24 protein-coding genes are annotated in these 24,171 nt (G+C 71.9%); 8 read left to right on the top strand and 16 right to left on the bottom strand.

What is annotated here, in order from left to right; translation table 11 throughout:
- Positions 1-7: 7 nt before the first annotated feature.
- From ACY0MR_RS12910 to ACY0MR_RS12875, 8 genes are all read right to left on the bottom strand, one after another.
- On the bottom strand, positions 8-1,063 hold the full coding sequence (locus ACY0MR_RS12910) for an NAD-dependent epimerase/dehydratase family protein (RefSeq protein ID WP_473561779.1): 1,056 nt from the start codon (positions 1,061-1,063) through the stop codon (positions 8-10).
- Positions 1,064-1,068: 5 nt separating this feature from the next.
- Positions 1,069-2,499: an aspartate aminotransferase family protein gene (locus tag ACY0MR_RS12905; protein WP_473560806.1), complete on the bottom strand. Its 1,431-nt coding sequence runs from the start codon at positions 2,497-2,499 to the stop codon at positions 1,069-1,071.
- A gap of 2 nt (positions 2,500-2,501) precedes the next feature.
- Positions 2,502-3,500: a lysylphosphatidylglycerol synthase domain-containing protein gene (locus tag ACY0MR_RS12900; protein WP_473560804.1), complete on the bottom strand. Its 999-nt coding sequence runs from the start codon at positions 3,498-3,500 to the stop codon at positions 2,502-2,504.
- Complete coding sequence (locus tag ACY0MR_RS12895) at positions 3,497-4,459, bottom strand: UbiA prenyltransferase family protein (RefSeq protein WP_473560802.1); 963 nt, start codon at positions 4,457-4,459, stop codon at positions 3,497-3,499. Before ACY0MR_RS12895 ends, ACY0MR_RS12900 begins: the two co-directional genes overlap by 4 nt.
- A gap of 43 nt (positions 4,460-4,502) precedes the next feature.
- Complete coding sequence (locus tag ACY0MR_RS12890) at positions 4,503-5,597, bottom strand: glycosyltransferase family 2 protein (protein WP_473560799.1); 1,095 nt, start codon at positions 5,595-5,597, stop codon at positions 4,503-4,505.
- A 48-nt stretch (positions 5,598-5,645) separates the two neighbouring features.
- The gene (locus ACY0MR_RS12885; RefSeq protein WP_361857430.1) at positions 5,646-5,924 is read right to left on the bottom strand and encodes a hypothetical protein; all 279 of its coding nucleotides are present in this window, start codon (positions 5,922-5,924) and stop codon (positions 5,646-5,648) included.
- Between the two features lie 26 nt (positions 5,925-5,950).
- Positions 5,951-6,157 (bottom strand): hypothetical protein, encoded by a 207-nt coding sequence (locus tag ACY0MR_RS12880; protein WP_388793352.1) that lies wholly within the window; start codon positions 6,155-6,157, stop codon positions 5,951-5,953.
- A gap of 408 nt (positions 6,158-6,565) precedes the next feature.
- Positions 6,566-7,330: a GntR family transcriptional regulator gene (locus tag ACY0MR_RS12875; RefSeq protein ID WP_361857445.1), complete on the bottom strand. Its 765-nt coding sequence runs from the start codon at positions 7,328-7,330 to the stop codon at positions 6,566-6,568.
- Positions 7,331-7,615: 285 nt separating this feature from the next.
- Here ACY0MR_RS12875 and ACY0MR_RS12870 point away from each other — a divergent pair, with 285 nt between their 5' ends.
- From ACY0MR_RS12870 to ACY0MR_RS12855, 4 genes are all read left to right on the top strand, one after another.
- Positions 7,616-8,911 (top strand): extracellular solute-binding protein, encoded by a 1,296-nt coding sequence (locus tag ACY0MR_RS12870; RefSeq protein ID WP_361857436.1) that lies wholly within the window; start codon positions 7,616-7,618, stop codon positions 8,909-8,911.
- A gap of 158 nt (positions 8,912-9,069) precedes the next feature.
- Entirely contained in the window at positions 9,070-10,092 is a 1,023-nt protein-coding gene (locus ACY0MR_RS12865; RefSeq protein ID WP_361857439.1) for a carbohydrate ABC transporter permease, read from the top strand.
- Positions 10,089-10,955 (top strand): carbohydrate ABC transporter permease, encoded by an 867-nt coding sequence (locus ACY0MR_RS12860; protein ID WP_388793355.1) that lies wholly within the window; start codon positions 10,089-10,091, stop codon positions 10,953-10,955. The genes ACY0MR_RS12865 and ACY0MR_RS12860 overlap by 4 nt, the downstream gene beginning before the upstream one ends.
- A gap of 9 nt (positions 10,956-10,964) precedes the next feature.
- Entirely contained in the window at positions 10,965-12,488 is a 1,524-nt protein-coding gene (locus tag ACY0MR_RS12855; protein ID WP_388793357.1) for a glycoside hydrolase family 3 protein, read from the top strand.
- A gap of 85 nt (positions 12,489-12,573) precedes the next feature.
- Here the strand turns inward: ACY0MR_RS12855 and nagB are convergent, their stop codons facing one another.
- Together nagB and ACY0MR_RS12845 are read right to left on the bottom strand one after the other, a co-directional pair.
- Entirely contained in the window at positions 12,574-13,359 is a 786-nt protein-coding gene (gene nagB, locus ACY0MR_RS12850) for a glucosamine-6-phosphate deaminase (protein WP_385867838.1), read from the bottom strand.
- Between the two features lie 184 nt (positions 13,360-13,543).
- Positions 13,544-14,338 carry an SDR family oxidoreductase gene (locus ACY0MR_RS12845; RefSeq protein ID WP_392040896.1) on the bottom strand — a complete coding sequence of 265 codons (795 nt, stop codon included), beginning with the start codon at positions 14,336-14,338 and terminating at the stop codon, positions 13,544-13,546.
- Between the two features lie 84 nt (positions 14,339-14,422).
- On the opposite strand from ACY0MR_RS12845, the gene ACY0MR_RS12840 reads away from it, so the two are divergent.
- Together ACY0MR_RS12840 and ACY0MR_RS12835 are read left to right on the top strand one after the other, a co-directional pair.
- A complete protein-coding gene (locus ACY0MR_RS12840) occupies positions 14,423-15,076 on the top strand; it encodes a TetR/AcrR family transcriptional regulator (RefSeq protein ID WP_392862145.1) in 654 nt (217 codons plus the stop codon).
- Positions 15,077-15,474: 398 nt separating this feature from the next.
- Positions 15,475-16,941 carry a sensor histidine kinase gene (locus ACY0MR_RS12835; protein ID WP_361850830.1) on the top strand — a complete coding sequence of 489 codons (1,467 nt, stop codon included), beginning with the start codon at positions 15,475-15,477 and terminating at the stop codon, positions 16,939-16,941.
- A gap of 204 nt (positions 16,942-17,145) precedes the next feature.
- Here the strand turns inward: ACY0MR_RS12835 and ACY0MR_RS12830 are convergent, their stop codons facing one another.
- Positions 17,146-17,403, bottom strand: a complete 258-nt coding sequence (locus tag ACY0MR_RS12830; RefSeq protein ID WP_003953983.1) for a WhiB family transcriptional regulator — start codon at positions 17,401-17,403, stop codon at positions 17,146-17,148.
- Positions 17,404-17,721: 318 nt separating this feature from the next.
- Complete coding sequence (locus tag ACY0MR_RS12825; RefSeq protein ID WP_473560789.1) at positions 17,722-18,690, bottom strand: diacylglycerol/lipid kinase family protein; 969 nt, start codon at positions 18,688-18,690, stop codon at positions 17,722-17,724.
- 381 nt (positions 18,691-19,071) lie between these two features.
- On the opposite strand from ACY0MR_RS12825, the gene ACY0MR_RS12820 reads away from it, so the two are divergent.
- Positions 19,072-19,503: a hypothetical protein gene (locus ACY0MR_RS12820; protein ID WP_473560787.1), complete on the top strand. Its 432-nt coding sequence runs from the start codon at positions 19,072-19,074 to the stop codon at positions 19,501-19,503.
- Between the two features lie 77 nt (positions 19,504-19,580).
- Here the strand turns inward: ACY0MR_RS12820 and ACY0MR_RS12815 are convergent, their stop codons facing one another.
- The 3 genes from ACY0MR_RS12815 to ACY0MR_RS12805 form a co-directional block, all read right to left on the bottom strand.
- Complete coding sequence (locus ACY0MR_RS12815; RefSeq protein WP_473560785.1) at positions 19,581-20,534, bottom strand: RNA polymerase sigma factor SigF; 954 nt, start codon at positions 20,532-20,534, stop codon at positions 19,581-19,583.
- A 77-nt stretch (positions 20,535-20,611) separates the two neighbouring features.
- Positions 20,612-21,025 (bottom strand): ATP-binding protein, encoded by a 414-nt coding sequence (locus ACY0MR_RS12810; RefSeq protein ID WP_019889334.1) that lies wholly within the window; start codon positions 21,023-21,025, stop codon positions 20,612-20,614.
- Positions 21,026-21,353: 328 nt separating this feature from the next.
- A complete protein-coding gene (locus ACY0MR_RS12805) occupies positions 21,354-21,614 on the bottom strand; it encodes a UBP-type zinc finger domain-containing protein (RefSeq protein WP_392205975.1) in 261 nt (86 codons plus the stop codon).
- 39 nt (positions 21,615-21,653) lie between these two features.
- Between ACY0MR_RS12805 and ACY0MR_RS12800 the strand changes: the two genes are divergently transcribed.
- Positions 21,654-23,249 carry a Na+/H+ antiporter gene (locus ACY0MR_RS12800; protein ID WP_361850822.1) on the top strand — a complete coding sequence of 532 codons (1,596 nt, stop codon included), beginning with the start codon at positions 21,654-21,656 and terminating at the stop codon, positions 23,247-23,249.
- Here ACY0MR_RS12800 and ACY0MR_RS12795 read toward each other — a convergent pair.
- Positions 23,225-24,166: a 1-aminocyclopropane-1-carboxylate deaminase/D-cysteine desulfhydrase gene (locus tag ACY0MR_RS12795; protein ID WP_473560782.1), complete on the bottom strand. Its 942-nt coding sequence runs from the start codon at positions 24,164-24,166 to the stop codon at positions 23,225-23,227. The genes ACY0MR_RS12800 and ACY0MR_RS12795 overlap by 25 nt on opposite strands.
- Positions 24,167-24,171 lie beyond the last annotated feature (5 nt).

The raw sequence follows: 24,171 nt of genomic DNA, 5'->3' as shown, positions 1-24,171 counted from the left end.
GGTTCTCCTAGAAAAGGACCTTGGCGAGGGAGAGGGCCCCCTGCCGCCACGGTTCGACACTGGTGACGCCCTCGCCCTTCTTCGCGGGGCGGGAGCCGGCGGGGAGCGCGGCCGCGGTGCGCTGCTGCTCGCGCCACCAGGCGAAGGTGCGCAGGATCGCGTCCTGGTTGGAGTACCGGGGCCGGAAGCCGAGGACGTCCCGGGCCTTGTCGGTGGAGACGAAGCTGTCGTCGAGGAGCTTGTGCAGGAGGCGTCCGTAGACCGGGGAGAGCCCGGAGCGCTGGAGCATGCTCAGCGCCGCGAGCGCCGGCTTCGCGGGCATGGACCGCACCCGCTTGCCGTGCCCTGCGGCGTCCAGGACGGCTTGGAAGTCCTCGCGGATCGTGCCGAACGACGTGGCCCCGAGGTTGAAGGTGTCGTCGGCCGTCTCGGCGGGTGCGTCCATCGCGGTCACCACCGCGTCGACGAGGTCGTCCACGTCGAACATCTGGATGCGGACGTCGCCCCGGCCGAGGACCGGGAAGTTCCGGCCCTCCTCGGCCCACTCGAAGAGCATCGCGAAGAGTCCCATCCGGCCCGGCCCCAGGAAGGTCTTCGGCCGGAGGATCGGGACGCACATCTCCCGTCCCCGGAACCGCTCGGCGACCTCCTCGGCCTCCGCCTTGGCGGCGCTGTACGTGTCGACGGGCTCGCGGGGGTACTCCTCCGGCGTGGGCACCACCTTCGGCAGTCCGTACACGGCGGTCGAGGAGATGTGCACGACCCGGGGCACGGCGTTCGCCTCGGCGGCCGTCAGGACCGCCTCCGTCCCGCCGACGATCACCGAGCGGATCATGTCGGCCGGGTAGCTGGGCAGCGCGGCGGCACAGTGCACCACCACGTCCGCGTCCGCCGTGACCCGCTTCATCGTCACCGCGTCCCGGACGTCCGAGACGGTGTGCGTGAGGTTCGCGTGCTCCGTGCGCGGGGCCCGCAGGTCCACGCAGTGCACCTGGCGGCCGTCGCCGAGCAGCCGGTCGATCAGGGTCGAACCGAGCATCCCGGCACCGCCGGTCACCACCATGCGCTCTACCACAGCGACGACACCTTCTCCTTGACGAAACGGGTGAGCAGACGGGGCAGACCCTGGGCGAGGGTCTTGTCGAGGCAGTCCAGGAAGAACTCGACCTCGTGCGGCTCGGCGACCAGCGAGGGGGCGACCATCAGCGGGTTGTCGCCGTTGAGCGTGTAGTACGTGTAGATGCCGTGGTCCCGGTACAGGGCGTTGACCACGGACGAGGTGATGAGCTTCGTGCGGAAGCGCGGGTCCTTCGTCATCGCTCCCGGCACCAGCTTCGTCACCAGCTCCAGGACCTTCGGGCCCTTGTGCAGGAACACCCCGTGGAGCGCGCCGTGGCCGCGGACCTCGGCCACCACGTCCGGGTACTCCTTGGCGATCCGCGCCAGACCGGGCGCGAGGATCCGCTCGATGTCCCGGGCGCGGGCCGGGTAGTCGTCCTCCACGGCCACGTTGACGGCCTCGATGGCGGTGACCGCCTCCTCGCCGAAGCCGTAGTAGGTGGTGGACGTCGACTGGAGGAGGGCGTCCGTGAGGTTGTCGTAGGCCTCGCGGAAGACCGGCTCGCGGGCCACGAAGGCGGAGATCGAGGACTTGCCGCCGCCGAAGGACTTGGAGGTGGTGAGGATGTCCGGGACCAGGCCCTCGTACCGCATGAAGTGGAAGAGGGTGCCCGTCTTGCCCCAGCCGGTGTAGATCTCGTCGAAGAGCAGCACGATGTTCTCGGCCGTGCACAACTCCCGCAGCCCGCGCAGGAACTCCTCCGAGCACTCGTTCATCGTCGACGCCGACAGCGGCTCGATGAGGATCGCGTACACGTCCGACTCGCCCTTGTCGGTGCGGAGTTCGGCGACCAGCGTACGGACCGACTCCAGGTCCCCGTACCGGAAGATCCCCACGCCGGGGATGCCGGGGAACTGGAACCCGGACTGGTTCTGGCCGGTGAGGCTGCCCGAGCCGAGCAGCTTGCCGTGGAAGGAGATGTCGGCCCGCAGCACCCGGGAGCGCCGGCCGCCGTGGTACTTGTACGCCAGCTTGACCGCGCCCTCGACTGCCTCCGCGCCGGAGTTGGGGAAGAACGACATGTTCAGGTCGCCGGGCAGCAGCTCCGCCAGGTTGTGGCCGAGGGCCGCGACGTACGGGGAGAAGTAGGTCTTGTGGACCTCCATGCTCTTCCGCTCCTGGAAGCGCTGCCGGGCGGCGAGGATCCGGGGGTGGTTGTGCCCGTGGTTGAGGACGCCGACGCCCCCGGTGAAGTCGAGCACGCGGCGGCCGTCGCGCTGGGTGATCCAGACGCCCTCGGCGCTCTCGACGAGCTCCTGGCCGAAGCCGAAGGAGGTCATCAGGGAGACCTGGCTCTTGTTGACGTGGTCCTTGTACAGGCCGTGGACCTGCTTCGTCGTCAGCGACTCGCAGTCGTCGACGGAGTACAGCGCGGGCATGGTCAGTCCTTCGCGGGGATCGGTGGGGCGGGGGAGGGGGAACTGCGGGGGAGGGTCAGCAGGAGCGCGGCGCCTCCGACGAGGACCTCGCTGAGGGTGCAGACCACCCGGCTGGCGACGGCGACGGCGGTCGCCTCCTGCCAGGGCAGTACGGCGGTGAGCGCCAGGAGCAGCAGGGCCTCGCGGGCTCCCCAGCCGTCCGGCAGCACCACCACGAGGCTGGCGGCGGCGGTGGCCAGGGCGAATCCGCCCACGCAGACCGGCAGCGCGGTCAGCGGCGGGGCGCCGAGCATCACGGCCAGCGCCCACAGGTGCAGTCCGCCGACCGCCCAGGAGGCGGTGGCCGAGGCGAGTGCCCGCCGCATCCCGCGGTCGCTCGCCCGGGTGGCGGGCGCCGGCCGGCGGGCGAGCCTGGCGGCGGCCGCCGCCAGGTGGTGGAGCAGTCCGGGCCGTACGGCGAAGGCGACGGTGACCGCGCCCGGCAGGACGAGCCACCACGCCTCGGCGCCGATCGTCCAGGGCGCGGCGAGCGGGCCGACGGCGAGGCCGGTGAGGACGGCCACGATCAGGTTCAGCAGGAAGACGGCGAGCACCACCGGCCCCGGCACCCCCGCCGCGCCGCCCATCCGCAGCTGGGCGAGGACGCCCCAGACGGCCCCCGGCACGTACTTGCCGAGGTAGGAGGTGAAGTAGATCCGGCTCGCGGTCCGCCCCGGGATCCCGGGGCCGAGGTCGGCGAGGAGGGTCCGCCAGGTGGCCATGGAGAACAGGACCGCCAGGGCGTTGGCGGCGAGGGCCGCGAGGAGGTACGGGAAGGAGTCGGGGCGCAGGACGAGGGCGGCCAGTTCGCCGGCCCGGTCGTACAGGGCGAAGCCGATGCCGGTGACGACGGCGACCGGGAAGAGGACGGGGAGGGCGCGGCGGAGGAGGCCGCGGGGGGCCGGGGGAGACCCGGCCGCGCCGGCGGGCGTCGGCGCCGGGGCGGTGGTCGTGGCCGTCATGAGCCGAGGTGGCTCAGCGGCCACGCGCCGGCCAGCAGCGCCGACCAGAGCAGGGCGTTGGTGACGGTCATGCGGTCGCTGAACAGCGCCCGTGAGGGGTTGCCGCCCCCGGAGTCGACCACGAGCAGTTGCAGGTAGCGGGCGAGGCCGAACAGCGCGAACGGGGCGGTGAGCACGGCGACCAGCGGTCCGTGCGGGCCGAAGACCGGGCTGGCCTGCACCTGGAGGACGTAGCTGACCGCCGTGAGCACCGCGGTGAAGGCGAGCAGCTGGTCGAGGAAGCCGAGGGTGTACCCCCGCAGCGCGGGCCGGTGGAGCACCCCGCCGACCGCCATCTCGTGGCGCCGCTTGCCCAGGATCAGCAGCAGGCAGAGGGAGAAGACGCAGAGGGTGAGCCAGCTGGGCACGGGGTTGCCCGAGGCCAGGCAGCCCTGGGCCAGCCGGAGGACGAAGCCGAGGGCGACGATGAAGACGTCGAGCAGCGGGACGTGCTTGAGCCCTTTGCTGTAGGCGGCGTTGAGGGCCACGTACGCGGCGACCGGCCACCAGTCGACGATCGAGGCCGTCCCGGTGAGGACCGTGAGGGCGACCGTCGCCGCGAGGAGGACGGCGAGGGCGCCGGCGAAGGAGACGGCGGTCTTGACGCCGATCCGTCCGGCGGCGATGGGCCGGTGCCGCTTCTCCGGGTGGCGGCGGTCCCGGTCCCGGTCGCCGAGGTCGTTGACCAGGTAGATCAGCGCGGAGGCGAGGGTGAAGACGCCGATCGCGGCCAGCGCCCCGGCGAGCGCGGCACCGTCGAGGCGGGGCGCGCCGAGCAGGCCGAGGGGGACGACGACCAGGTTCTTCGTCCACTGTCCCGGGCGGACGAGGGAGGTGAGGTCGGCGAGCCGACTGGGAGGGCGGGAGGCCGGCGGGCGGGCCGGCGGCGCCTGTCGGCCGGTGAGCGTGGGCGTGGCCATGAACGGACTCCTGGGGGGAGGTGCGGACGGAGGTGGGCGGCGGTCATCCGGTGGAGGCGGGCGAGGAGGAGGCGGCGGTGGGGACGCCGGCGGTGGGGACGGCCGCCGGGGCCGGGGCGGCTTCGGTCCGCTCCGCCGGGCGGTCGTCGCGGCGGCGGACGCTGGGCCCGAAGTCCGGATCGGTGAGCCAGCGGACGGTGCCGCGGGCGGCGCCGAGCACGATCGCCTGGTGCAGGACGAAGTGGACGGCGGTGAAGTAGAGGAGGAAGCCGGGGCCGCGGGTCCGCAGCGCGAACCGGCTCAGGCCCGGATCGGCGCAGGCGAAGACCAGCGCGCAGAGGGCGGGCACGAGGAGCAGCCACGGGCTGAGCAGGCCGAGGAGGAGCGCGGGCAGGGTGAGCGCGGCGGCGAGGACGCCGAGCGGCCGGTTGGCGGTGAGGCCGCCCTCGCGCAGCTGGCCGACGGCCGCGATGAGCAGTTGGGAGCGCCGGTACTGTTCCCGGAGCATCGCCCCGAGCCGGTCGACGTCGTCGTGCCGGCCGCGGATCGCCTCCGTCATCACGATCCGGTGGGTCCTGACGAGGCGGCCGCTGTACTCGACGTCCTCCGAGTCGCGGAGGTTCTCGTCGAAGGGCCCGGTCGCCTCGAAGACCTCCCTGCGGATCGCGCCGAGCGCGAAGAACGCGGTGCGGACCTCGCCGACGGCGCGGCGGCGCCAGAAGTGGGCGTGCAGGGCGTGGTAGCGCTCGACGGGTCCGTCGTCGAAGAGCGGCTCGGGGTCGAGCACCCCGTGGACGCAGCCGAGACCGGGGTCGTCCCGGAGCAGGTCGGCGGCGTTCGCGAGGGCCTCGGGGTGGAGGGCCGTGTCCGAGTCGAGGAAGAAGAGGACGTCGCCCCGGGCTGCCGCGGCGCCGAGGTTCCGGGCGGCGGACACCCCGCTGTTGCGGGGGTTGGCGATCAGGACGACGCCGAACTCCCGAGCGATGTCCCGGGACCTGTCGGTGCTCGCGTCGTCGACCACGATGACGTCGAGCGGGGCGTGGGTCTGGGCGAAGACCGAGGCCAGGCAGGCGTGCAGGGTCTTCTCGTAGTTGTAGTTGGGGATGACGACGGACACGCTGGGACGAGCCCTGGACATGGGGGTTCCTTGGGAGGGCGGTCGGGGGATCGCGGTGCGTGGGGGCCTTCAGAGCAGCCGGAAGTCCGCGATGCGGTGGCGGGAGAGCTCGGGGGAGTGGCCGAGGAGGCGTCGGCAGAGGAGCAGCGCGTGGCCGACGGCCTCGATCTCGTCGGGGCCCCGGATGTAGAGGGCCAGGCGGACCGTTCGGTCGAGAACCAGCGCCCGTGCGGACTCGAAGCGGTCCTGCGGACGGGCGACGCGGTGCAGCGTCTCGACGAGGAGTGCGGCGGACGGGGCCGGTGGGGGGTCGGCGTCCGGGGCGGGTTCGTCGTCCGATGCCCTCATCGAGATGCCGACGAGGTAGATGGAGATCAGCCCCAGGAGAAGCCGTTGTCGCCCTCGTTCGTCTGCGCCGCCGCGACCGTCTGTACGCCGGCGGCGGTCGCGGACGAGACCTCGGCGGGGGCCGGCTCCGCGGCGAGGACGAGGGTCAGCGCGGCCGCGGCGGGTACGAGCAGGGCGAGGACGGGGCGGACCTGAATGCGGGCGAAGGTGGCGAAACGGGCGCTGCTGGGCATGGCGGGACTGCCTTCCTGGCGAATCGGGCGCGGGATGTCGGGGCGGGGTCTCCCGGTGCCGTTTCCCGGGTTCCTCCGGGCGGCTCCGACAGGTCCAAGACTGGCCCGCCGGGGGTGCCCTGTCATCGGAGATCGGCTGGCGCCAAGTGCGTGGCCGTTAGGAGCCAGCCGGTTCGTACGGCCGCCGCGCGCCGCTGATCAGGGGGTTTCGCGGACGCGTCACGTTGCTGCCAGGCGGAAGGTGCCGGGGGGTCGTCATCTCGCTGTGCGGACCCCCGGGGGAGGGCGGCCGCGGGCTCCCCCGGAGGGCGCCGCTCCGGGTCCCGCCGGGGGTGGCGGAAACGCCGGACGGCCGCACCCCGTGGGGGTGCGGCCGTCCGGCTCTCTCGTGGATGCCCTGCGGTGTTCTCAGCCGTTGGGGCGCTGGAGGCGCGCCACGAACTTGTAGCGGTCGCCGCGGTAGACCGACCGCACCCACTCGACCGGCTCGCCGTCGGCGTCCAGCGAGTGGCGGGAGAGCATCAGCATCGGCAGGCCCACGTCCGTGCCGAGCAGTCCGGCCTCGCGCGGGGTGGCGAGGGAGGTCTCGATGGTCTCCTCGGCCTCGGCGAGGTGCACGTCGTACACCTCGGCGAGCGCGGTGTACAACGAGGTGTACTTCACGAGCGAGCGGCGCAGCGCGGGGAAGCGCTTCGCGGAGAGATGGGTGGTCTCGATCGCCATCGGCTCACCGCTCGCGAGGCGCAGGCGCTCGATGCGGAGCACCCGTCCGCCGGCCGAGATGTCGAGCAGTCCGGCGAGCGTGTCGTCGGCGGTGACGTAGCCGATGTCCAGGAGCTGCGAGGTCGGCTCCAGGCCCTGGGCGCGCATGTCCTCGGTGTACGAGGTGAGTTGCAGCGCCTGGGAGACCTTGGGCTTGGCCACGAAGGTGCCCTTGCCCTGGATGCGCTCCAGGCGCCCCTCGACGACCAGCTCCTGCAGGGCCTGGCGCACGGTGGTGCGCGAGGTGTCGAACTCGGCGGCGAGCGTCCGCTCCGGAGGGACCGGCGTGCCGGGCGGCAGCGTCTCCGTCATGTCGAGCAAATGCCGCTTCAGTCGGTAGTACTTGGGCACGCGCGCGGTACGCGTGGGCGTCCCGCCCTCCGGTTCCGTGCTGCCCGCGTCCGTGGCCATGGCCTGCCTTCCCGACTCCTGTGCTGCTGCCGTCACCGGCTCCTCCGTCTGTCGCGGCTCACATGGTGGCACGGACCGGTCACGGGTCGTCGCCCTCCCTCAGGTGTCGGTCCGATAACGGACGCGACTGCCCTTCTTATACACCCTTGACACCCCTAAAGGTCTAGGCCAAGCTCCGGGTACTGGTCTAAACCATTAAAGACCAGGTCCCAGCCCCACGAGCACTACCCGACGTATGTCTTCGCGCGGTGGGCAGGGGTTGCAGGCATCCCTGAGGAGGGTGGCGTGAAGCGCAAGCTCATCGCGGCGATCGGCGTCGCAGGCATGATGGTCTCTATCGCTGCGTGCGGTTCCGACAGTGACAAGGGTAAGGACGGCGCCAAGGCGTCGGCCGGGGGCGACAAGACTCTGACCGTCTGGGTCATGGACGGTTCCGCGCCGGACGCGTGGATGGCCGAGGTGAACAAGGCCTTCGAGGCCAAGCACCCGGGCGTCAAGGTCAAGGTCGAGAAGCAGATCTGGAACGGCATCCAGGAGAAGGTCACCACCGCCCTCTCCGAGGACACCCCGCCGGACGTCCTGGAGCTCGGCAACACCCAGACCGCGGGCTACGCCGTGACCGGCGGTCTCGCCGACCTCTCCGGCGACAAGGCCACCCTGGGCTACGACGCCTGGAACAAGGGCATGGTCGCCTCCAACGAGCTGGACGGCAAGCTCTACTCCGCCCCGTGGTACGCCGCCAACCGCGTCGTCGTCTACGACAAGGCCGCCTTCAAGAAGGCCGGTGTCACCCCGCCCAAGACCCGCGCCGAGTGGATCGACGGCCTGAAGAAGCTCAAGGCCTCCGACCCGAAGTCGCAGGCGATCTACCTGCCGGGCCAGTCCTGGTACGTCCTCGCCGGCCTCATCTGGGACGAGGGCAGCGACCTCGCGGTCAAGGACGGCGACAAGTGGAAGGGCAACCTGTCCTCCCCCGAGGCCGTCAGCGCCATGAACTTCTACAAGGAGCTGGCGTCCTACTCCACCGCTCCGAAGGACAAGGACGAAGCGACCCCGCAGCAGTCCACCGACATCGTCCCCAAGGGCGGCGTGGCGTCCTGGATCGGTCTCGGCTGGGAGGCCGGCGGCGCGATCGACGCCATGAAGAAGGCCGGCAAGACCGCCGACTTCGGTTACTTCCCGATCCCGGGCAAGACGGCCGACAAGCCCGGCTCCGTCTTCCTCGGCGGCTCGAACCTCGCCATCGCCGAGCGGTCCCAGAACAAGGACCTCGCGAAGGAGTGGCTGGCCCTCGCCGCCGGCAAGGACTTCATGACGAAGTACGCCACCGCCACCGAGGGCGCGCTGCTTCCGAACACCGACGCCGCGCAGTTCAAGCCCGCCGCCGGCTCCTTCGCCGAGGCCATGGCCGCCTCCTCCGCCTCCGGCAAGGTCACCCCGGTGACCCCGGGCTGGGCGAACGTCGAGACCGCGCCGAACCCGATCAAGGACTTCATGACGAAGGTCCTGAAGGGCGAGGACGCCAAGGCCGCCGGTGAGGCCGCTGACAAGGTCATCAACGAGCGCATCAACCAGCAGTAGTCAGCAGCACCCGAAACACCAGCAGTAATCCGTAGCCCGGTGGTGCGGCCGGTCCCGCACCGGCCGCACCATCGGCGCTTCACGAGTGATCAGCGGCCCGCTCCCCCGGGCCGCGCCCCGGTGGGCGCGGGAGCCCCAGAACCGCGAGGAATAAGACCATGACCGTGGACTCCCAGGGGACGGCGACCGCCGATCCTCAGGACGCGCCCGGGAGGGCGGCAGGGAAGTCTCAGACTCCGCCACCCCCTTCGGGCCCGAAGGAAGTCCGTAAGCCTTCGCGCGGCAGACGCTCCCTGCCCAGCGGCTGGCTGCCGTACCTGCTCGTCGCGCCGGCCCTGCTGTCCATGGCGGTGCTGCTGCTCTACCCGCTGGTCCGCAATGTGATCCTCTCCTTCCAGGAGCTCAACCGGAAGGAGTTCATCACCCGGGAGACCGTCTGGACCGGCTTCGACAACTACACGGAGCTCCTGGGCGACCCGGACTTCTGGACCGTCGTCGTCCGAAGCGTCGTCTTCACCGCCGTCAACGTCGCCCTCATCATGGCGATCGGCACGGGCATAGGCCTGCTGCTCAACCGCCTCGGCAAGAAGATGCGCCTGGTCCTCTCCCTGGCCCTGATGTTCGCCTGGGCCATGCCGATCGTCGCCTCCGTCACGGTCTTCCGCTGGCTCTTCGACGAGCAGTTCGGCGTCGTGAACTGGCTGATGCGCACGCTCGGCTTCGACGGCTACGAGCAGCACAACTGGTTCGAGACCGGGTTCTCCACCCTGGTCATCATCATGATCCTGCTGGTCTGGGGTTCCATCCCGTTCGTCGCCCTCAACATGTACGCCGCCCTGACCACCATCGGGTCCGAGCTGTACGAGGCCGCGAAGATGGACGGCGCGAGCGGCTGGCGCACCTTCTGGGCCGTGGTCTTCCCGAACCTCAAGTCCTTCTTCATGATCACGACCTTCCTGGAGATCATCTGGATCTTCAAGGCGTTCGCCCAGGTCTACGCCATGAACCAGGGCGGCCCCGACCGCGGCTCCGAGACGCTGCCGGTCTTCGCCTACATCGAGGGCGTCGGCCAGTTCCACTACGGTGTCGCCGCCGCCATCTCCATCCTGACGATCGTGATGCTCATCGCGGTCATGTCCTTCTACTTCCGCCTGATCCTGAAGCAGGAGGAGGAGCTGTGAGCGCCACCACCGAGACTCCGCAGAAGCTGCGCACCAGGAGGCCGCTCACGGTCGGCTCGGTCGCCAAGAACCTCACCGCCCTCGTGCTCGCGGTCGTGTTCGTCTTCCCCGTCTACTGGATGTTCTCGTCCTCGCTGAAGCCGCAGCACGAGATCATGACGAAGGACCCCGTCTTCGTCTTCACCCCGACGCTGGAGAACTACTCGACCGCCACCGGCGTCGACCTGTTCTGGACCTACGTCACCAACAGCCTCATGGTCACCGTCGGTGCCGTGGTGCTCGCCCTCCTCGTCGCGCTGGCCGCGAGCTTCGCGATCGCGCGCATGAGGTTCAAGGGGCGCAAGGGCATCGTCCTCATCGTGATGATGGCGCAGATGGCCCCCTGGGAGGTCATGGTCATCGCGATGTACATGATCTCCCGCGAGAACGACCTGCTGAACAGCATCCCGATGCTGACGCTCATCTACTTCGTCATGGTCCTCCCCTTCACGATCTGGACCCTGCGCGGCTTCATCGCCGCCGTCCCGGTCGAGCTGGAGGAGGCCGCGCAGATCGACGGCTGCACCAGGGGCCAGGCGTTCCGCAAGGTGATCTTCCCGCTGCTCGCCCCCGGCCTGATGTCGACCTCGCTCTTCGGCTTCATCACCGCCTGGAACGAGTTCGCCATGATCCTCATGCTGAACAAGGACAAGGAGTCGCAGACCCTGACGCTCTGGCTCACCCAGTTCCAGACCGCGTTCGGCAGCGACTGGGGCGCCACCATGGCCGCCTCGACGCTCTTCGCACTTCCCGTGCTCGTCGTGTTCCTCTTCCTCCAGCGCAAGGCCGTCGGCGGCATGACCGCCGGCGCGGTGAAGGGATAAGAGCTCCCCATGACCACACTCCTCCACGGCACGGACACCCTGACCCGTGACGCGCTCACGGTGCTCCAGCCCGGGTTCGTCGGCACCACCGCGCCCGACTGGCTGCTCCGCCGCATCGGCGAGGGCCTGTCGTCCGTCGGCCTCTTCGGCCGGAACATCGTCAGCCCCGAGCAGCTCACCGCCCTCACCGCGCAGTTGCGGGCCGAGCGGGACGACGTCCTCGTCGCCATCGACGAGGAGGGCGGCGACGTCACCCGCCTCGAGGTCAAGCAGGGCTCCTCGTTCCCCGGCAACTACGCCCTGGGCAGCGTCGACGACGTCGAGCTCACCCGGGCCGTGGCCCGTGAGCTCGGCCGCCGGCTCGCGGCCTGCGGCGTCGACCTCAACTGGGCCCCGTCCGCCGACGTCAACTCCAACGCCGAGAACCCGGTCATCGGCGTCCGGTCCTTCGGGCCGGACCCCGACCTGGTCGCCCGGCACACCGTGGCGTACGTCGACGGCCTCCAGGGCGTCGGCGTCGCGGCCTGCACCAAGCACTTCCCCGGACACGGCGACACGAACGTGGACTCCCACGACGCGCTGCCCCGGATCGATGTGGACCTCGCCACACTGCACGCCCGTGAGCTGGTGCCTTTCCGCGCGGCCGTCGCCGCCGGTACCAAAGCGGTCATGAGCGCGCATATTCTTCTCTCCGCGCTCGACCCCCACCGCCCGGCCACCCTGAGCCCGCAGATCCTCACCGGTCTGCTGCGCCAGGAGCTGGGCTTCGAGGGGCTGATCGTCACCGACGGCATGGAGATGCAGGCCGTCGCGGCGACGTACGGCATCGAGCGCGGATCGGTCCTCGCCATCGCCGCGGGCGCCGACGCGATCTGCGTCGGCGGCGGGCTGTGCGACGAGGACACCGTGCTGCAGCTGCGCGACGCGCTGGTGAACGCGGTACGGACCGGTGAACTGCCCGAGGAACGGCTGGCCGACGCCGCGGCGCGGGTACGCGCCCTGGCGACCTGGACCCAGGCGCACCGGGCCAGGGGGGCTGAATCGGTGTCGGGCGCGGCAGTGCAGGAGGGGACCGCGCCCGGCGCCGACATCGGACTCGTCGCCGCCCGCCGGGCCCTGAAGGTGACCCGCGGGCCGGGGTCGTACACCCCCGTGGACAGCGCGCCCTACGTGGCCTCCTTCACTCCGGTCGCGAACTTCGCGGTCGGCGACGAGACCCCCTGGGGCATCGCCGCCGAGCTGGAGCGGCTGCTCCCCGGCACGGAGACCGGCTCCTACGCCGACTCCTCGGTGGACGCCCTCCTCGCCGCGGCGGGGGAGCGCCGGATCGTGGCGGTCGTCCGCGACCTCCACCGGCACGTCTGGATGACCGAGGCCCTGGATGCCCTGGTCGCTGCCCGCCCGGACACCGTCGTGGTCGAGATGGGCCTCAACGAGGCGGAGCCCCGCGGGGCCCTGCACATCGCCACCCACGGCGCCGCCCGGGTCTGCGGCCGCGCGGCCGCCGAGGCCGTGGTCGGCACCGGAGCCTGACGGACCCGCGCGAAGGGGCCCGGCACCTGACCAGGTGCCGGGCCCCTTCGCCGTACGCGGTCCGCGACCGGGGGATCCGGGCGGATCAGATGCCCTGCCAGGAGGGCTTGTTCGCGAAGGTGTGGCGGAAGTAGTCCGCGAGCTTCAGCTTGGAGGCGGCGGCCTCGTCCACCACGACCGTGGCGTGCGGGTGCAGCTGCAGCGCGGAGGCCGGCACGAGCGCCGCGACCGGGCCCTCGACGGTCTGCGCCACGGCCTCGGCCTTGCCCTCGCCGGTGGCCAGGAGCACCAGGTGGCGGGCCTCCAGGATGGTGCCGATGCCCTGGGTGATGACGTGGTGCGGCACCTGCTCGATGTCGTTGTCGAAGAAGCGGGCGTTGTCCACGCGGGTCTGCTCGGTCAGCGTCTTGATCCGGGTGCGGGAGGCGAGCGAGGAGCACGGCTCGTTGAAGCCGATGTGCCCGTCGGTGCCGATGCCGAGGATCTGCAGGTCCACGCCGCCGGCCTCGGCCAGCGCGGTGTCGTAGGCCTCGCAGGCCGCCAGGACGTCCTCGGCGGAGCCGTCGGGCCCCATGAAGGCCTCCTGGGAGAGCCCGAGCGGCTCGACGACCTGGCGGAGCACGGTGGAGCGGTAGGACTCGGGGTGACCCGAGGGCAGCCCCACGTACTCGTCCAGCTGGGCGATCCGGGCGCGGGAGGCGTCCACGGAGCCGGCCTCGACCTGGGCGATCAGGGCGTCGTAGATGGGCAGCGGAGTCGAGCCGGTGGCCACGCCGAGCAGCGCGTCGGGCTTGCGGCGCAGGAGGTCGGCGATGCCACCCGCGATGAGCTCGCCGCCTGCCTTGGCGTCCTTGACGATGACAACTTCCACGCTGGGCCTGCCGATCTGGTGAGGGGCTGCCGGTGAGGAGCCATGTGGTATAGACCAATCAAAGCCCAATCTAGCAGAGGAGAGGCCTTCCCCTCATGCCGTTCCGCCCCGCGGACGTGCCCGCCGCCTCCATCGTCGGCCGCCCGTGTCCCACCAGCCACTCGAACCCGCCGGACCCCGGAGATCAGGCGAGGGAGCCTCCCGTGGCGTCGATCCACTGCCCGGTCACCCAGCGCGCGTCGTGCGAGGCCAGGAAGGCCACCACGTCGGCTATGTCCTCCGGGGTGCCGACCTTCCCCAGGGCCGACATCGCCGCCGCCCCCGCCCAGGCCTCGTCGTTCCCCCGGAGCCAGGCCGCGTTGATGTCGGTGTCCACGATGCCCGGCGCCACCGCGTTGACCGTGATCCCGCGCGGACCTAGCACCTTCGACAGGTAGCGGGTGAACACGTCGAGCGCGCTCTTCGACATCGCGTACGCCATCAGTTCCGGCATCAGGGCCGCGTGCGAGAGGCCCGTCGAGACGTTCACGATCCGGCCCCCGTCGCGCAGCCGCTCCGCACCGAGCTGCGCGAGGAAGAACGGCGCCCGGGTGTTGACCGCGAAGACCCGCTCGTACTCCTCGGCGGTGATCGTCGCGAACGGGGCGGAGACGCCGATCCCCGCGTTGTTCACCAGGATGTCCAGCCCGTCGGCCCGGGCGTCGAACGCGGCCCAGAGCGCCTCCGCGTCCCCCGGGACCCCCAGCTCCTGCCCGATGGCGAAGGCCTCCCCGCCGGCCGCCTCGATGGTCGCGACCGTCTCCTTCGCCGCCGCCTCGTCGGCGCCGTAGTGCACCGCGACCCGGGCGCCGTCCCGGCCGAGCCGCTCGGCGATCCCCCGTCCGATGCCCCGGCTGCCGCCCGTGACCAGCGCGGTCCGGCCGGCCAGCCTCCCCGTCGTCGCTCCCGCGGTCCTGTCGTCCAGCCCGAGCACGCCCATGGCGACGCCCCCCTCATTTCTGTAGCGGTCGTTAGGAAAAGACCGTACCCCACTTTCCGTAGCACCCGCTATAGAATTCACTCCATGGTGACGACACAGCGCGGCCGCCCCCGCTCCTTCGACCGCCTCACGGCCCTGGAGAAGGCGACCCTGGCCTTCTGGGAGCACGGCTACGAGACGACCTCGGTCGCCGACCTCACCCGCGCCATGGGCATCAGCGCCCCCAGCCTCTACGCCGCCTTCGGCGACAAGAGGACGCTGTTCGAGGAGGTCGTCGAGGCCTACGCGGGCTCCTACGGGGCGTACGGAGGCCGGGCCTTCGCGGAGGAGGCGACCGCCCGCGGCGCCGTCGGCCGGGTGCTCGCCGAGGCCGCCGAGCTCTTCACCGAGCCGGGCCTGCCCCGCGGCTGCCTGATGATCTCGGCCGCGACCAACTGCTCGACCCCCGAGGTCGAGGAGACCCTGCGCGAGCGCCGGAACCGCAACCTGGCCACCTTCGAGACCCGCATCCGCCAGGACGTCGCGGCGGGGGAGCTGCCGGCCGACACCGACGCCCGGGCCCTCGCCCGGTTCAGCGGCGCCGTCCTCCAGGGCATGTCCCAGCAGGCCCGCGACGGGGCCACGAGGGAGGAGCTGGCGGCCGTGGCCGCGGCCGCGATGCTGGCCTGGCCGCCGCACCGCCCGGAGGCCGTGGCCGCGCCGGGCGCGGACCCCGGGCCCGCCGACCCCGGAGTCTGAGCGCGCGGGGAGGTGCAGGGGGCGGTGCGGGCGGGTGGCCCCGCCGAAACCCGAGAGGCGGAGGGCGGGCGGCCCCGGAAAGACCCGCGGGCCGCGGCGCCCGGCGGGACCCTCAGCCCGCCCGGCACCGCAGCCCGGAGTGTGCTCCGGCCGGGGGTGTGCGGTCCCTCGGCCGTGTGGGAGGTCTCGGCGCAGTCAGGGCAGAGAGCGCCGGGTACCTCGTTCCATCCTCCTGTGCGGGGAGGATGGAGGTCTATCGCTTTCATTGTGGACTAGACCATTCTTGTCTGTCCATCCACAGGAACGCGGTCCTTCCTGGCCCATCCTCCAGCACGGAGCGCCGGAGATCCAGGTTCACCGCCCCTTTATTCCGCGGGTACGCTCGCACCGTGCCCTCCATGAACGACCTCGTGCGCCAGCACACCGCCCTGAGCGACTCGGACCTCGAGTGGCTCCACCTGCTGGTGTCCGAGTGGCAGCTGCTCTCCGACCTCTCCTTCGCGGACCTCGTCCTCTGGGTGCCGACGCTCGACGGCACCCGGTACGTCTCCGTCGCGCAGATGCGGCCGAACACCGGCCCCACCTCGTACCAGGACGACATGGTCGGACATCTGGTGCCGCGCGGCCGCCGACCGCTCCTCGACGCCGCCCTGGACGAGGGCAGGATCGTGCGCGAGGGCGATCCGGAGTGGCGCGAGGAGGTCCCGGTACGGGTCGAGTCGATCCCCGTCCGCCGCGAGGGCCGCGTCCTCGGCGTCATCGCGCGCAATACCAACCTGCTGACCGTCCGCACCCCCTCCCGGCTGGAGCTCACCTACCTCCAGTCGGCCTCCGACCTCGCCCAGATGATCGCGGCCGGGACCTTCCCCTTCCCCGGCGAGCAGGTCGACATGGACTCCTCGCCCCGCGCCGGCGACGGACTCGTCCGCCTCGACGCCGAGGGCATCGTCCAGTACGCCTCGCCCAACGCCCTCTCCGCCTACCACCGGCTCGGCCTCGCCGCCGACCTGGTCGGCCAGCACCTCGGCCAGATCACCGCGGAACTCGCCCCCTCCCGCGGCCCCGTCGACGAGGCCCTGGTCACGCTGGCCTCCGGCTACGCGCCGCGCGAGTTCGAGGTCGAGGGGAACGGCGGCGTCATCCAGCTCCGGGCCATCCCGCTCAAGCCCAAGGGCACCCGGATCGGCTCGCTCGTCCTGCTCCGGGACGTCACCGAACTGCGTCGCCGCGAGCGCGAGTTGATCACCAAGGACGCCACCATCCGGGAGATCCACCACCGGGTGAAGAACAACCTCCAGACGGTGGCCGCCCTGTTGCGCCTCCAGGCCCGCCGGATGGACTCCGACCGGGGCCGCGAGGCCCTGAACGAGGCGGTGCGGCGGGTCGGTTCGATCGCGATCGTCCACGAGACGCTGTCCCAGAACCTGGACGAGCGGGTGGAGTTCGACGAGATCGCCGACCGCGTGATCGCCATGGTCGCCGAGATCTCCCCGGGCCGGGTGACCTGCCGGCGCAACGGCCGCTTCGGCATCCTGGACGCCGAGGTCGCGACCCCGCTCTCGATGGTCCTGACCGAAGTCCTGCAGAACGCCCTGGAGCACGCGTTCGCCCCGGGCGACGAGGGCGCCGTCGAGGTCACCGCCGTGCGCGGCGAGCCCAGGCCCGACGCCCGGCTGCTCATCACGGTCAAGGACGACGGCCGGGGCCTGCCCGAGGGGTTCGACCCGCAGCGGGCCGGAAACCTCGGCCTGCAGATCGTACGAACCCTGGTGGAGGGGGAGTTGGGCGGAACCTTCGACATGCTGCCGGGCTCCGAGCGCGGTACGAAGGTGGTCCTCGACATTCCGGTGCAGCCGCTGAAGTAGCGGCGGAGGGAGGGTGGTTCCGTCGTGGAGCCGCCCCCCCGGAAGCCCGCTGCCGGCGGATTCGGGCGCGGACGGCAGCGAGCCCCGGACCGAGGAATTCGGTCCGGGGCTCGAATGCTGTGGGTTACTGCTGCGCGCTGCGGCTCAAGGGCGGTGAATGCATACGCGATGTATGCGCCGCTCGCCTCAGGCTGTCGGTGGGCGTCAGGCGCTGGCGTTACGCGCCCGGTTGCGAGCGGCACGGCGCTTCATCGCGCGGCGCTCGTCCTCGCTGAGGCCACCCCAGACGCCGGAGTCCTGGCCGGACTCGAGCGCCCACTGCAGGCACTGCTCCATGACGGGGCAGCGGCGGCAGACGGCCTTGGCTTCCTCGATCTGCAGCAGCGCAGGACCGGTGTTGCCGATGGGGAAGAACAGCTCGGGGTCTTCCTCACGACAAACGGCGTTGTGACGCCAGTCCATGGCTGCTACCTCTCTAGGGTGTTACAAGCTGGTTGCTTGTGAATGTGAACGCTTTCACGAATCCCCCCGCAAGGGAAGGGCCGACTGCCAGATGAACTGGTGTGGTCCTAAGACTGAGGAGGGGTTCTGGCTCTCAGTGGAGGCCGGTGTTGCGGGCCGTCCCGATCGCCAAGAAGAGACTCCCAAACCCCAGCAACGGATACAACCCCTTCCGGAAAGTTTTTTTTGATTCCTCGGTGTCGGCTAGGTCACAGCCGTACTTCTAAGGGGTGGATGCGCGCCTAAACGTTCGAGTGAAAGGACTTTGGGCCCTTCCACTCACACAATCACACGCAGTGCACGGCGTACGCCTGTGAACGTCACGCTCGTACGCAGTCCCAGGTGGTCTCCGTCCATCTGTAGAGGGAGGGGGACCTTGGAATGCAAGGTGAAGTCGGTCAGGTCGTGCAGAGTCGTCGCGTGCTTGCCGCGAGGGCCTCGTTCCGGGGTCGAGGTGAGCAGCTGGGTGGCGTACCGGGCCACCGCCGGAGTGGACAGACGGCGCAGTCCGAGCACGTCGAGCGCGGTGTCGAAGGAGGCCTCCGGGGACGCGTACACCGGGCGATTGCCCAGGTAGGTCCAGGGGGAGGTGTTGCAGATTATGGAGAGTACGAGATCCTCGACCGGCTCGGCCCCGGGGCGCTCCAGGGTGATCGTCCCGTGCCGGCGGTTGGGCTCCTCCAGGAACTGGCGCACCACCTGCCGGAGGTAGAGGGCGTGGGTCGACCGCTTCCCGCGCTCCCGCTGCTGTTCGACCCGGCCGATGACGCTCGCGTCGAATCCCAGTCCGGCGCAGAAGGTGAACCAGCGGGACGGGACGGCCTCGTCCTCCGTGCCCGGGGTTCCCGAGGCGAGTCCGAGGCTCACCGTGCGTGCTCTCCGCTCACGCAGCGCGTCGAGCAGTGCGCCGGTCGCCTCCACGGCGTCGTTCGGCAGTCCGAGGGCGCGGGCGAACACGTTCGTCGAACCGCCGGGGACGACCGCGAGCCCGGGCAGCCGGTCGGGATCGGGGCCGCCGTGCAGCAGTCCGTTGACGACCTCGTTCACCGTGCCGTCGCCGCCGAGGGCCACGACCAGGTCGATCGTTCCGGAGTCCGCGGCCCGCCGGCCGAGGCCCCGCGCGTGCCCGCGGTACTCGGTGGTGACCGCCTCCAGCTTCATCTCGCTCGCGAGCGCGTGGATGAGCACGTCACGGGTGCGGGCACTGGTGGTGGTGGCTGCCGGGTTGACCACGAGAAGTGCGCGCATGAGCGCCAGGGTACCTACCCGGCGGTACCGGGCCCAGTCCAGCCCGGTCCGCGGACACCTCCACCCGACGCCCCGAGAGGCGTCCGCCCGGGACTCACGGCCGCGGATCCGCGGCTCTTGCCGCGATGGATGCCCGGGGCCGGACGCCTTGCCTCCCCGGCCCTGACGCCGTGGCCCCCCGGGTCCGCCCGCCCTGCGTCCGCGGGCTCGGCGCCGTGCCTCCCCGGGTCCGTCCGCCTTGCGTCCGCGGGCTCGGCGCCGTGCCTCCCCGGGTCCGTCCGCCTTGCGTCCGCGGGCTCGGTCGCCCCGGCTCCCCGGCCCCGTCGGCTCGTCCCCGCCCGGCTTCGGCCCGGGCGTCCGGCCCCCGCTACCCTGCCCTGTATGAGCAGTCCCGCTGAGAGCAGCACGGAGCAGACCCCCCGCCCCGCCCGACTCGCCGCCGCGGCGGCCGTGGCCGGTGTCGAGGCCCTCGGCCTCTTCGCCGGGGGTGTCTACATGCTGGTGCACGCGCTGACCGGGACGTCCGGGGACCTCACCGGCGCGGCGACGGGCGCCGTGACGCTCGTCGCACTCGGGCTGATCCCGCTCGCCGCCGCCCGCGGGCTGTGGGCGCGCCGCTCCTGGAGCCGCGGCCCGGCCGTGATCACCCAGATCCTGGCCCTGCCGGTCGCCTGGCAGATGCTCCAGGCGGACAGCGCGCTGATCCCGGCCGGCATCGTCCTCGGCGTGCTGGCCGTCACCGGGCTCGTGCTCCTGGTGAACCCTGCCACCACCGAGGCGCTCGGCATCCGGCGCCCCGGCCAGGAGGGCTGACCCGAAGCGCCCTCGGGGGAGCGCCCGGTGCGTGACGTCCGGCGCCTCTCGTTCGGCGGGGCCCGCCCCGCCGTCGGTCACTCCTCGACGAGGAGCTTCTCCCGCAACTGCGCGAGGGTCCGCGCGAGCAGCCGGGAGACGTGCATCTGCGAGATGCCGACCTCCTGCGCGATCTGCGACTGGGTCATGTTCCCGAAGAAGCGGAGCAGCAGGATCCGCTTCTCCCGGGGCGGCAGGTCCTCCAGCAGCGGCTTGAGGGACTCGCGGTACTCGACCCCCTCCAGGGCCTCGTCCTCCGCGCCGAGGGTGTCCGCGACCGCGGGCGACTCGTCGTCCGTGTCGGGGACGTCCAGCGAGAGCGTCGAGTAGGCGTTCGCCGACTCCAGACCCTCCAGGACCTCCTCCTCGGAGATCCCGAGGCGCTCCGCCAGCTCGTGCACCGTCGGCGAGCGGCCGTGCTGCTGGGAGAGCTCCGCCGTCGCCGTGGTCAGCGAGAGCCGCAGCTCCTGCAGCCGGCGCGGCACCCGGACCGCCCACCCCTTGTCGCGGAAGTGGCGCTTGATCTCGCCGACGACCGTCGGGGTCGCGTACGTCGAGAACTCGACACCGCGCTCCGGGTCGAACCGGTCCACCGACTTGATCAGACCGATGGTCGCGACCTGCGTCAGGTCGTCCAGCGGCTCGCCGCGGTTGCGGAAGCGCCGGGCCAGGTGCTCGACCAGCGGCAGGTGCATCCGCACCAGCTGGTTCCGCAGCTCGGCCTTCTCCGGGGAGCCCTCCGGCAGCTCGCGGAGCGTGACGAAGAGAGCGCGCGCGCCGCTCCGGTCGTGCGGGTCGGGGACGGCGGGGACGTCCTCGGACTCGTCTCCGTCCTCCGGCTCCTCCTTCTCCGCGGACGTCCCGGTCCCGGCGGCCGTGGCCGCCGCGGTCACGCCCGCCCCGGTGGAGCCCTCCGCACGCCCGGGGCCCCGGGGGGCCCCGGAGGCGCCCGGTGTCTCGGGAACCTCGGGGTGCTGCTCGTGCTCGCTCATCTGGTCCGCCTGCTCCGTAGCGACCTCATACGGCCGTGCCTGCTGCTCAGGGATGCCGGCCGTCGCGTCCCCGCGCCTCACGCCGGGCCTGGCCCCGCGCCGCGCTGTTTGTACAGGCTGATCGAGACCGTGCGGTCGTCGGCCACCGACGACTCCACCTTCCCGGCCAGTGCCGACAGCACCGTCCAGGCGAAGGTGTCCCGCTCGGGCGCCCGGCCGTCGGTGGTCGGGGCGGAGACGGTCACGTCGAGGGAGTCGTCGACCAGCCGGAAGACACAGCTGAGGACGGATCCCGGCACGGCCTGCTGGAGCAGGATGGCGCAGGCCTCGTCGACCGCGATCCGCAAGTCCTCGATCTCGTCGAGGGTGAAGTCCAAGCGCGCCGCGAGGCCGGCCGTGGCCGTACGCAGCACGGACAGATAGGCACCCGCAGCGGGCAGCCGGACTTCCACGAAGTCCTGGGTCCCGGGCTCGCCTGCGATCTGGGACACCCTCACCTCCAAGGTGGCACAAGCTCATTCGGGGTTCGGGGGGAGAGGCCCCCGAACCGGGCGGTACGCAGGGGGCTGCGCGGTCCGCCGTGACGCTATCGCGATCCGTCCCGTCGTGTCGCCGCGAACCCCTGCCCCCACCGGCCCCCGGTCACCGGTCGTCACCCATGGTAGGCCCATGGGTGCGGACGGTGGGCGGGGGTCTGCGGGGGTCGGAGGCGTGCGACCGGCGGAGGGGTGACGTACCCAACCGCGGGGCGGGCGAATCGTCGAACGGCCGAATCGCCATATCGCCGGACCGTCGGACGACCGGACCGGCCTCGGGGACTCAGACGATCGACCCGTCCACGAAGCACCAGCGCCAGGCCTCGCCCGGCTCGAAGGTCCGCATCACCGGGTGGCCCGTCCCGGCGAAGTGCCGCGTCGCGTGCTGCCCCGCCGAGGAGTCGCAGCAGCCCACGTGCCCGCAGGTCAGGCAGAGCCGCAGCTGGACCGGATGCGTGCCGTCCGCCAGGCACTCCGGACAGGTGTCGGCCAGCGGCGCCGGTTCGGGGCGCGGCATTTCGGCAACGTGCGGGCACTCGCTCATGATGGCCAGGTTACGTTGCGGGACGAGACGGGGACGGGCATGGACGCTCTACAGCTGGTGGCACTCGTGGCGGCGAGCGCCGCGGTCGCGGGACTCGCCCGGCGCACCCCGGTGCCCGCGCCCCTCCTCCTGGTCGCGGTCGGCCTCGCCGCCGCCTACGTGCCCGGGGTGCCGGACTACACCCTCGATCCGCACATCGTGCTGCCGCTGATCCTCCCCCCGCTCCTCTACACGGCGGCCGTCGACTCCTCGTACCTCGACCTGCGCGCCAACATCCGGCCCGTCGCGCTGCTCTCCGTCGGGTACGTCCTGTTCGCCACCGTGGCCGTGGGCTGGCTCGCGTACGTCCTCGTGCCCGACCTGCCGCTCACCGCCGCCCTGGTGCTGGGCGCGGTGGTCGCCCCGCCCGACGCGGTCGCCGCCACCGCCATCGCCCGCAAGCTCGGCCTGCCGAACCGGATCACCACGATTCTCCAGGGCGAGTCCCTGGTGAACGACGCCACCGCCATCACCGCGTACAAGGTCGCCCTCGCGGCGGCGGTCGGCGAGGGGCTGAGCTGGGCCGGCGGACTCGGGGAGTTCGCGCTCGCCGCCCTCGGCGGCATCGGCGTCGGCCTGCTCCTGATGGTCCCCATCCACTGGCTGCGGCGGGGCCTCGGGGACTCCCTCCTGCAGAACACCCTCTCCCTCCTCATCCCGTTCGTCGCCTACGCGGCGGCCGAGGAGGTGCACGCCTCCGGTGTCCTCGCCGTCGTCGTGGTCGGCCTCTTCCTCGGCCACCGCGCCTGGCAGGTCGACTTCGCGACCCGCCTCCAGGAGGAGGCCGTCTGGAAGATGGTCGCCTTCGTGCTGGAGTCGGCCGTCTTCGCCCTGATCGGCCTCCAGCTGCCCTACGTCGTCCGGGAACTCGGGCCGTACGGGATGGGCGAGGCGACCTGGTACGCGGTCGGGGTCTTCGTCGCCGTGGTCGTGGTCCGGTTCGTCTGGGTCTATCCGGCGACCTTCCTGCCCCGGCTCTCCGCCCGCGTCCGGGAACGCGAACCGGGGGTGGACTGGCGGGCGCCCCTCATCGTCGGCTGGGCCGGGATGCGCGGCGTGGTCTCGCTCGCCATCGCCTTCTCCATCCCCGTGGCGACCGACGGCGTCGAGTTCCCGGCCCGCAACCTCGTCCTCTTCCTCACCTTCACCACCGTCATCGGCACGCTGGTCGTCCAGGGCCTCACCCTGCCGCCGCTCATCCGGCTCCTGAAGCTCCCGGGGAAGGACCGGTACGCCGAGACGCTGGCCGAGGCGCAGGCCCAGAGCGAGGCCTCGCAGGCCGCGGAGGCCCGTCTGGACGCCCTCCTCGCCGACGAGCGGAACGCCCTGCCCCAGCCCCTCGCCGACCGGCTCCGCACGGTCCTGGAACGCCGGCGCAACGCCGTCTGGGAGCGGCTCGGCGCCGTGAACGAGGTCACCGGGGAGACCGCGGACGACACCTACCGGCGGCTCTCGCGGGAGATGATCGAGGCCGAGCGCGAGGTCTTCGTGCGGCTGCGCGACGCCCGGCGGATCGACGACGAGATGATGCGGACGCTGCTCCGCAGGCTCGACCTGGAGGAGGCGGCCGCCTATCGCGAGGAGGCCGCGGACTGAGGCCCGGCGTCCTGCCCCGTCGGGTCCGGCGCGCCCGTGACGACGGCCACGAGGCGGGTGCCCGCGGGGAACGCGCCCTCCTCCGCGAGGGTCGTGAGCCCCAGCAGCATTTTGGCCACATACAGTCGCTCGATGGCGAGTTCATGCCGCGCCTCGAAGTCGCGTGCGAAGGCGTCCAGGGCCGGGGGCACGCGCGCGTAGCCCCCGCAGTGGAAGCGCTCGTCGAGTGCCCAGTCGCCGCGCGGCCCGCCGAACGCCGCCTCCTGGAGGGCGCGTACCTCCCCGCCCAGGAAGCCGCCCTTGAGGACCGGGACGCCCAGCGCCCGCGTCCCGGGGCCGAGGCCGGCCGCGAGGCCCGCCAGGGTGCCCCCGGTGCCGCAGGCCACGGCGACCGCGTCGGCCGCCCCGGCGAGCTCCCGGCCGAGCTCCACGCACCCCTGGACCGCCAGGACGTTGCTGCCCCCCTCCGGGACCGCGTACGCGCCCGCGGGGGCGGCCCGCTCCAGGAGCATCGCGCGCGTGGCCGGGTCGTTCTTCGCGCGGTACGCGGCCCGGTCGACGAACACGAGCCGCATCCCGTCCGCCGTGCACCGCGCGAGCGAGGGGTTGAGCGGCCGCCCGGCCAGCTCGTCGCCCCGCACGATCCCGACCGTGGGGAAGCCCAGCAGCCGGCCGGCGGCCGCCACCGCGCGCAGGTGGTTGGAGTAGGCGCCGCCGAAGGTGACCACGGGACGCCCGCCCGCCGCCTCCAGGTTGAGCGCCAGCTTGCGCCACTTGTTGCCCGGCAGATCGGGGTGGATGAGGTCCTCGCGCTTGAGCGCCAGCGTGAGGCCGCGCCGGGTGAAGCGCTCGTCCTCCACCGGCTCCAGGGGCGAGGGGAGCCGGGGCCGCAGGCGGGAGAGGTCGAACGCGTTCACCGGGC

The organism is Streptomyces sp. JN8 (genome assembly GCF_055808075.1).
Note: the sequence above shows the minus strand (reverse complement) of the source record. Positions and strands in the feature narration are given on the sequence as shown.

Bases quoted from the DNA above. Each gene is read 5' to 3' on its own strand.
- ACY0MR_RS12875 (WP_361857445.1), bottom strand. From the start codon at position 7,330: ATGGCCACGGACGCGGGCAGCACGGAACCGGAGGGCGGGACGCCCACG.
- ACY0MR_RS12820 (WP_473560787.1), top strand. From the start codon at position 19,072: ATGAGCAGTCCCGCTGAGAGCAGCACGGAGCAGACCCCCCGCCCCGCC.
- ACY0MR_RS12825 (WP_473560789.1), bottom strand. From the start codon at position 18,690: ATGCGCGCACTTCTCGTGGTCAACCCGGCAGCCACCACCACCAGTGCC.
- ACY0MR_RS12890 (WP_473560799.1), bottom strand. From the start codon at position 5,597: ATGTCCAGGGCTCGTCCCAGCGTGTCCGTCGTCATCCCCAACTACAAC.
- ACY0MR_RS12865 (WP_361857439.1), top strand. From the start codon at position 9,070: ATGACCGTGGACTCCCAGGGGACGGCGACCGCCGATCCTCAGGACGCG.
- ACY0MR_RS12815 (WP_473560785.1), bottom strand. From the start codon at position 20,534: ATGAGCGAGCACGAGCAGCACCCCGAGGTTCCCGAGACACCGGGCGCC.
- ACY0MR_RS12910 (WP_473561779.1), bottom strand. From the start codon at position 1,063: ATGGTGGTGACCGGCGGTGCCGGGATGCTCGGTTCGACCCTGATCGAC.
- ACY0MR_RS12905 (WP_473560806.1), bottom strand. From the start codon at position 2,499: ATGCCCGCGCTGTACTCCGTCGACGACTGCGAGTCGCTGACGACGAAG.
- ACY0MR_RS12835 (WP_361850830.1), top strand. From the start codon at position 15,475: ATGAACGACCTCGTGCGCCAGCACACCGCCCTGAGCGACTCGGACCTC.
- ACY0MR_RS12830 (WP_003953983.1), bottom strand. From the start codon at position 17,403: ATGGACTGGCGTCACAACGCCGTTTGTCGTGAGGAAGACCCCGAGCTG.
- ACY0MR_RS12885 (WP_361857430.1), bottom strand. From the start codon at position 5,924: ATGAGGGCATCGGACGACGAACCCGCCCCGGACGCCGACCCCCCACCG.
- ACY0MR_RS12805 (WP_392205975.1), bottom strand. From the start codon at position 21,614: ATGAGCGAGTGCCCGCACGTTGCCGAAATGCCGCGCCCCGAACCGGCG.
- ACY0MR_RS12840 (WP_392862145.1), top strand. From the start codon at position 14,423: ATGGTGACGACACAGCGCGGCCGCCCCCGCTCCTTCGACCGCCTCACG.
- ACY0MR_RS12800 (WP_361850822.1), top strand. From the start codon at position 21,654: ATGGACGCTCTACAGCTGGTGGCACTCGTGGCGGCGAGCGCCGCGGTC.
- ACY0MR_RS12900 (WP_473560804.1), bottom strand. From the start codon at position 3,500: ATGACGGCCACGACCACCGCCCCGGCGCCGACGCCCGCCGGCGCGGCC.
- ACY0MR_RS12880 (WP_388793352.1), bottom strand. From the start codon at position 6,157: ATGCCCAGCAGCGCCCGTTTCGCCACCTTCGCCCGCATTCAGGTCCGC.
- ACY0MR_RS12895 (WP_473560802.1), bottom strand. From the start codon at position 4,459: ATGGCCACGCCCACGCTCACCGGCCGACAGGCGCCGCCGGCCCGCCCG.
- ACY0MR_RS12845 (WP_392040896.1), bottom strand. From the start codon at position 14,338: ATGGGCGTGCTCGGGCTGGACGACAGGACCGCGGGAGCGACGACGGGG.
- ACY0MR_RS12855 (WP_388793357.1), top strand. From the start codon at position 10,965: ATGACCACACTCCTCCACGGCACGGACACCCTGACCCGTGACGCGCTC.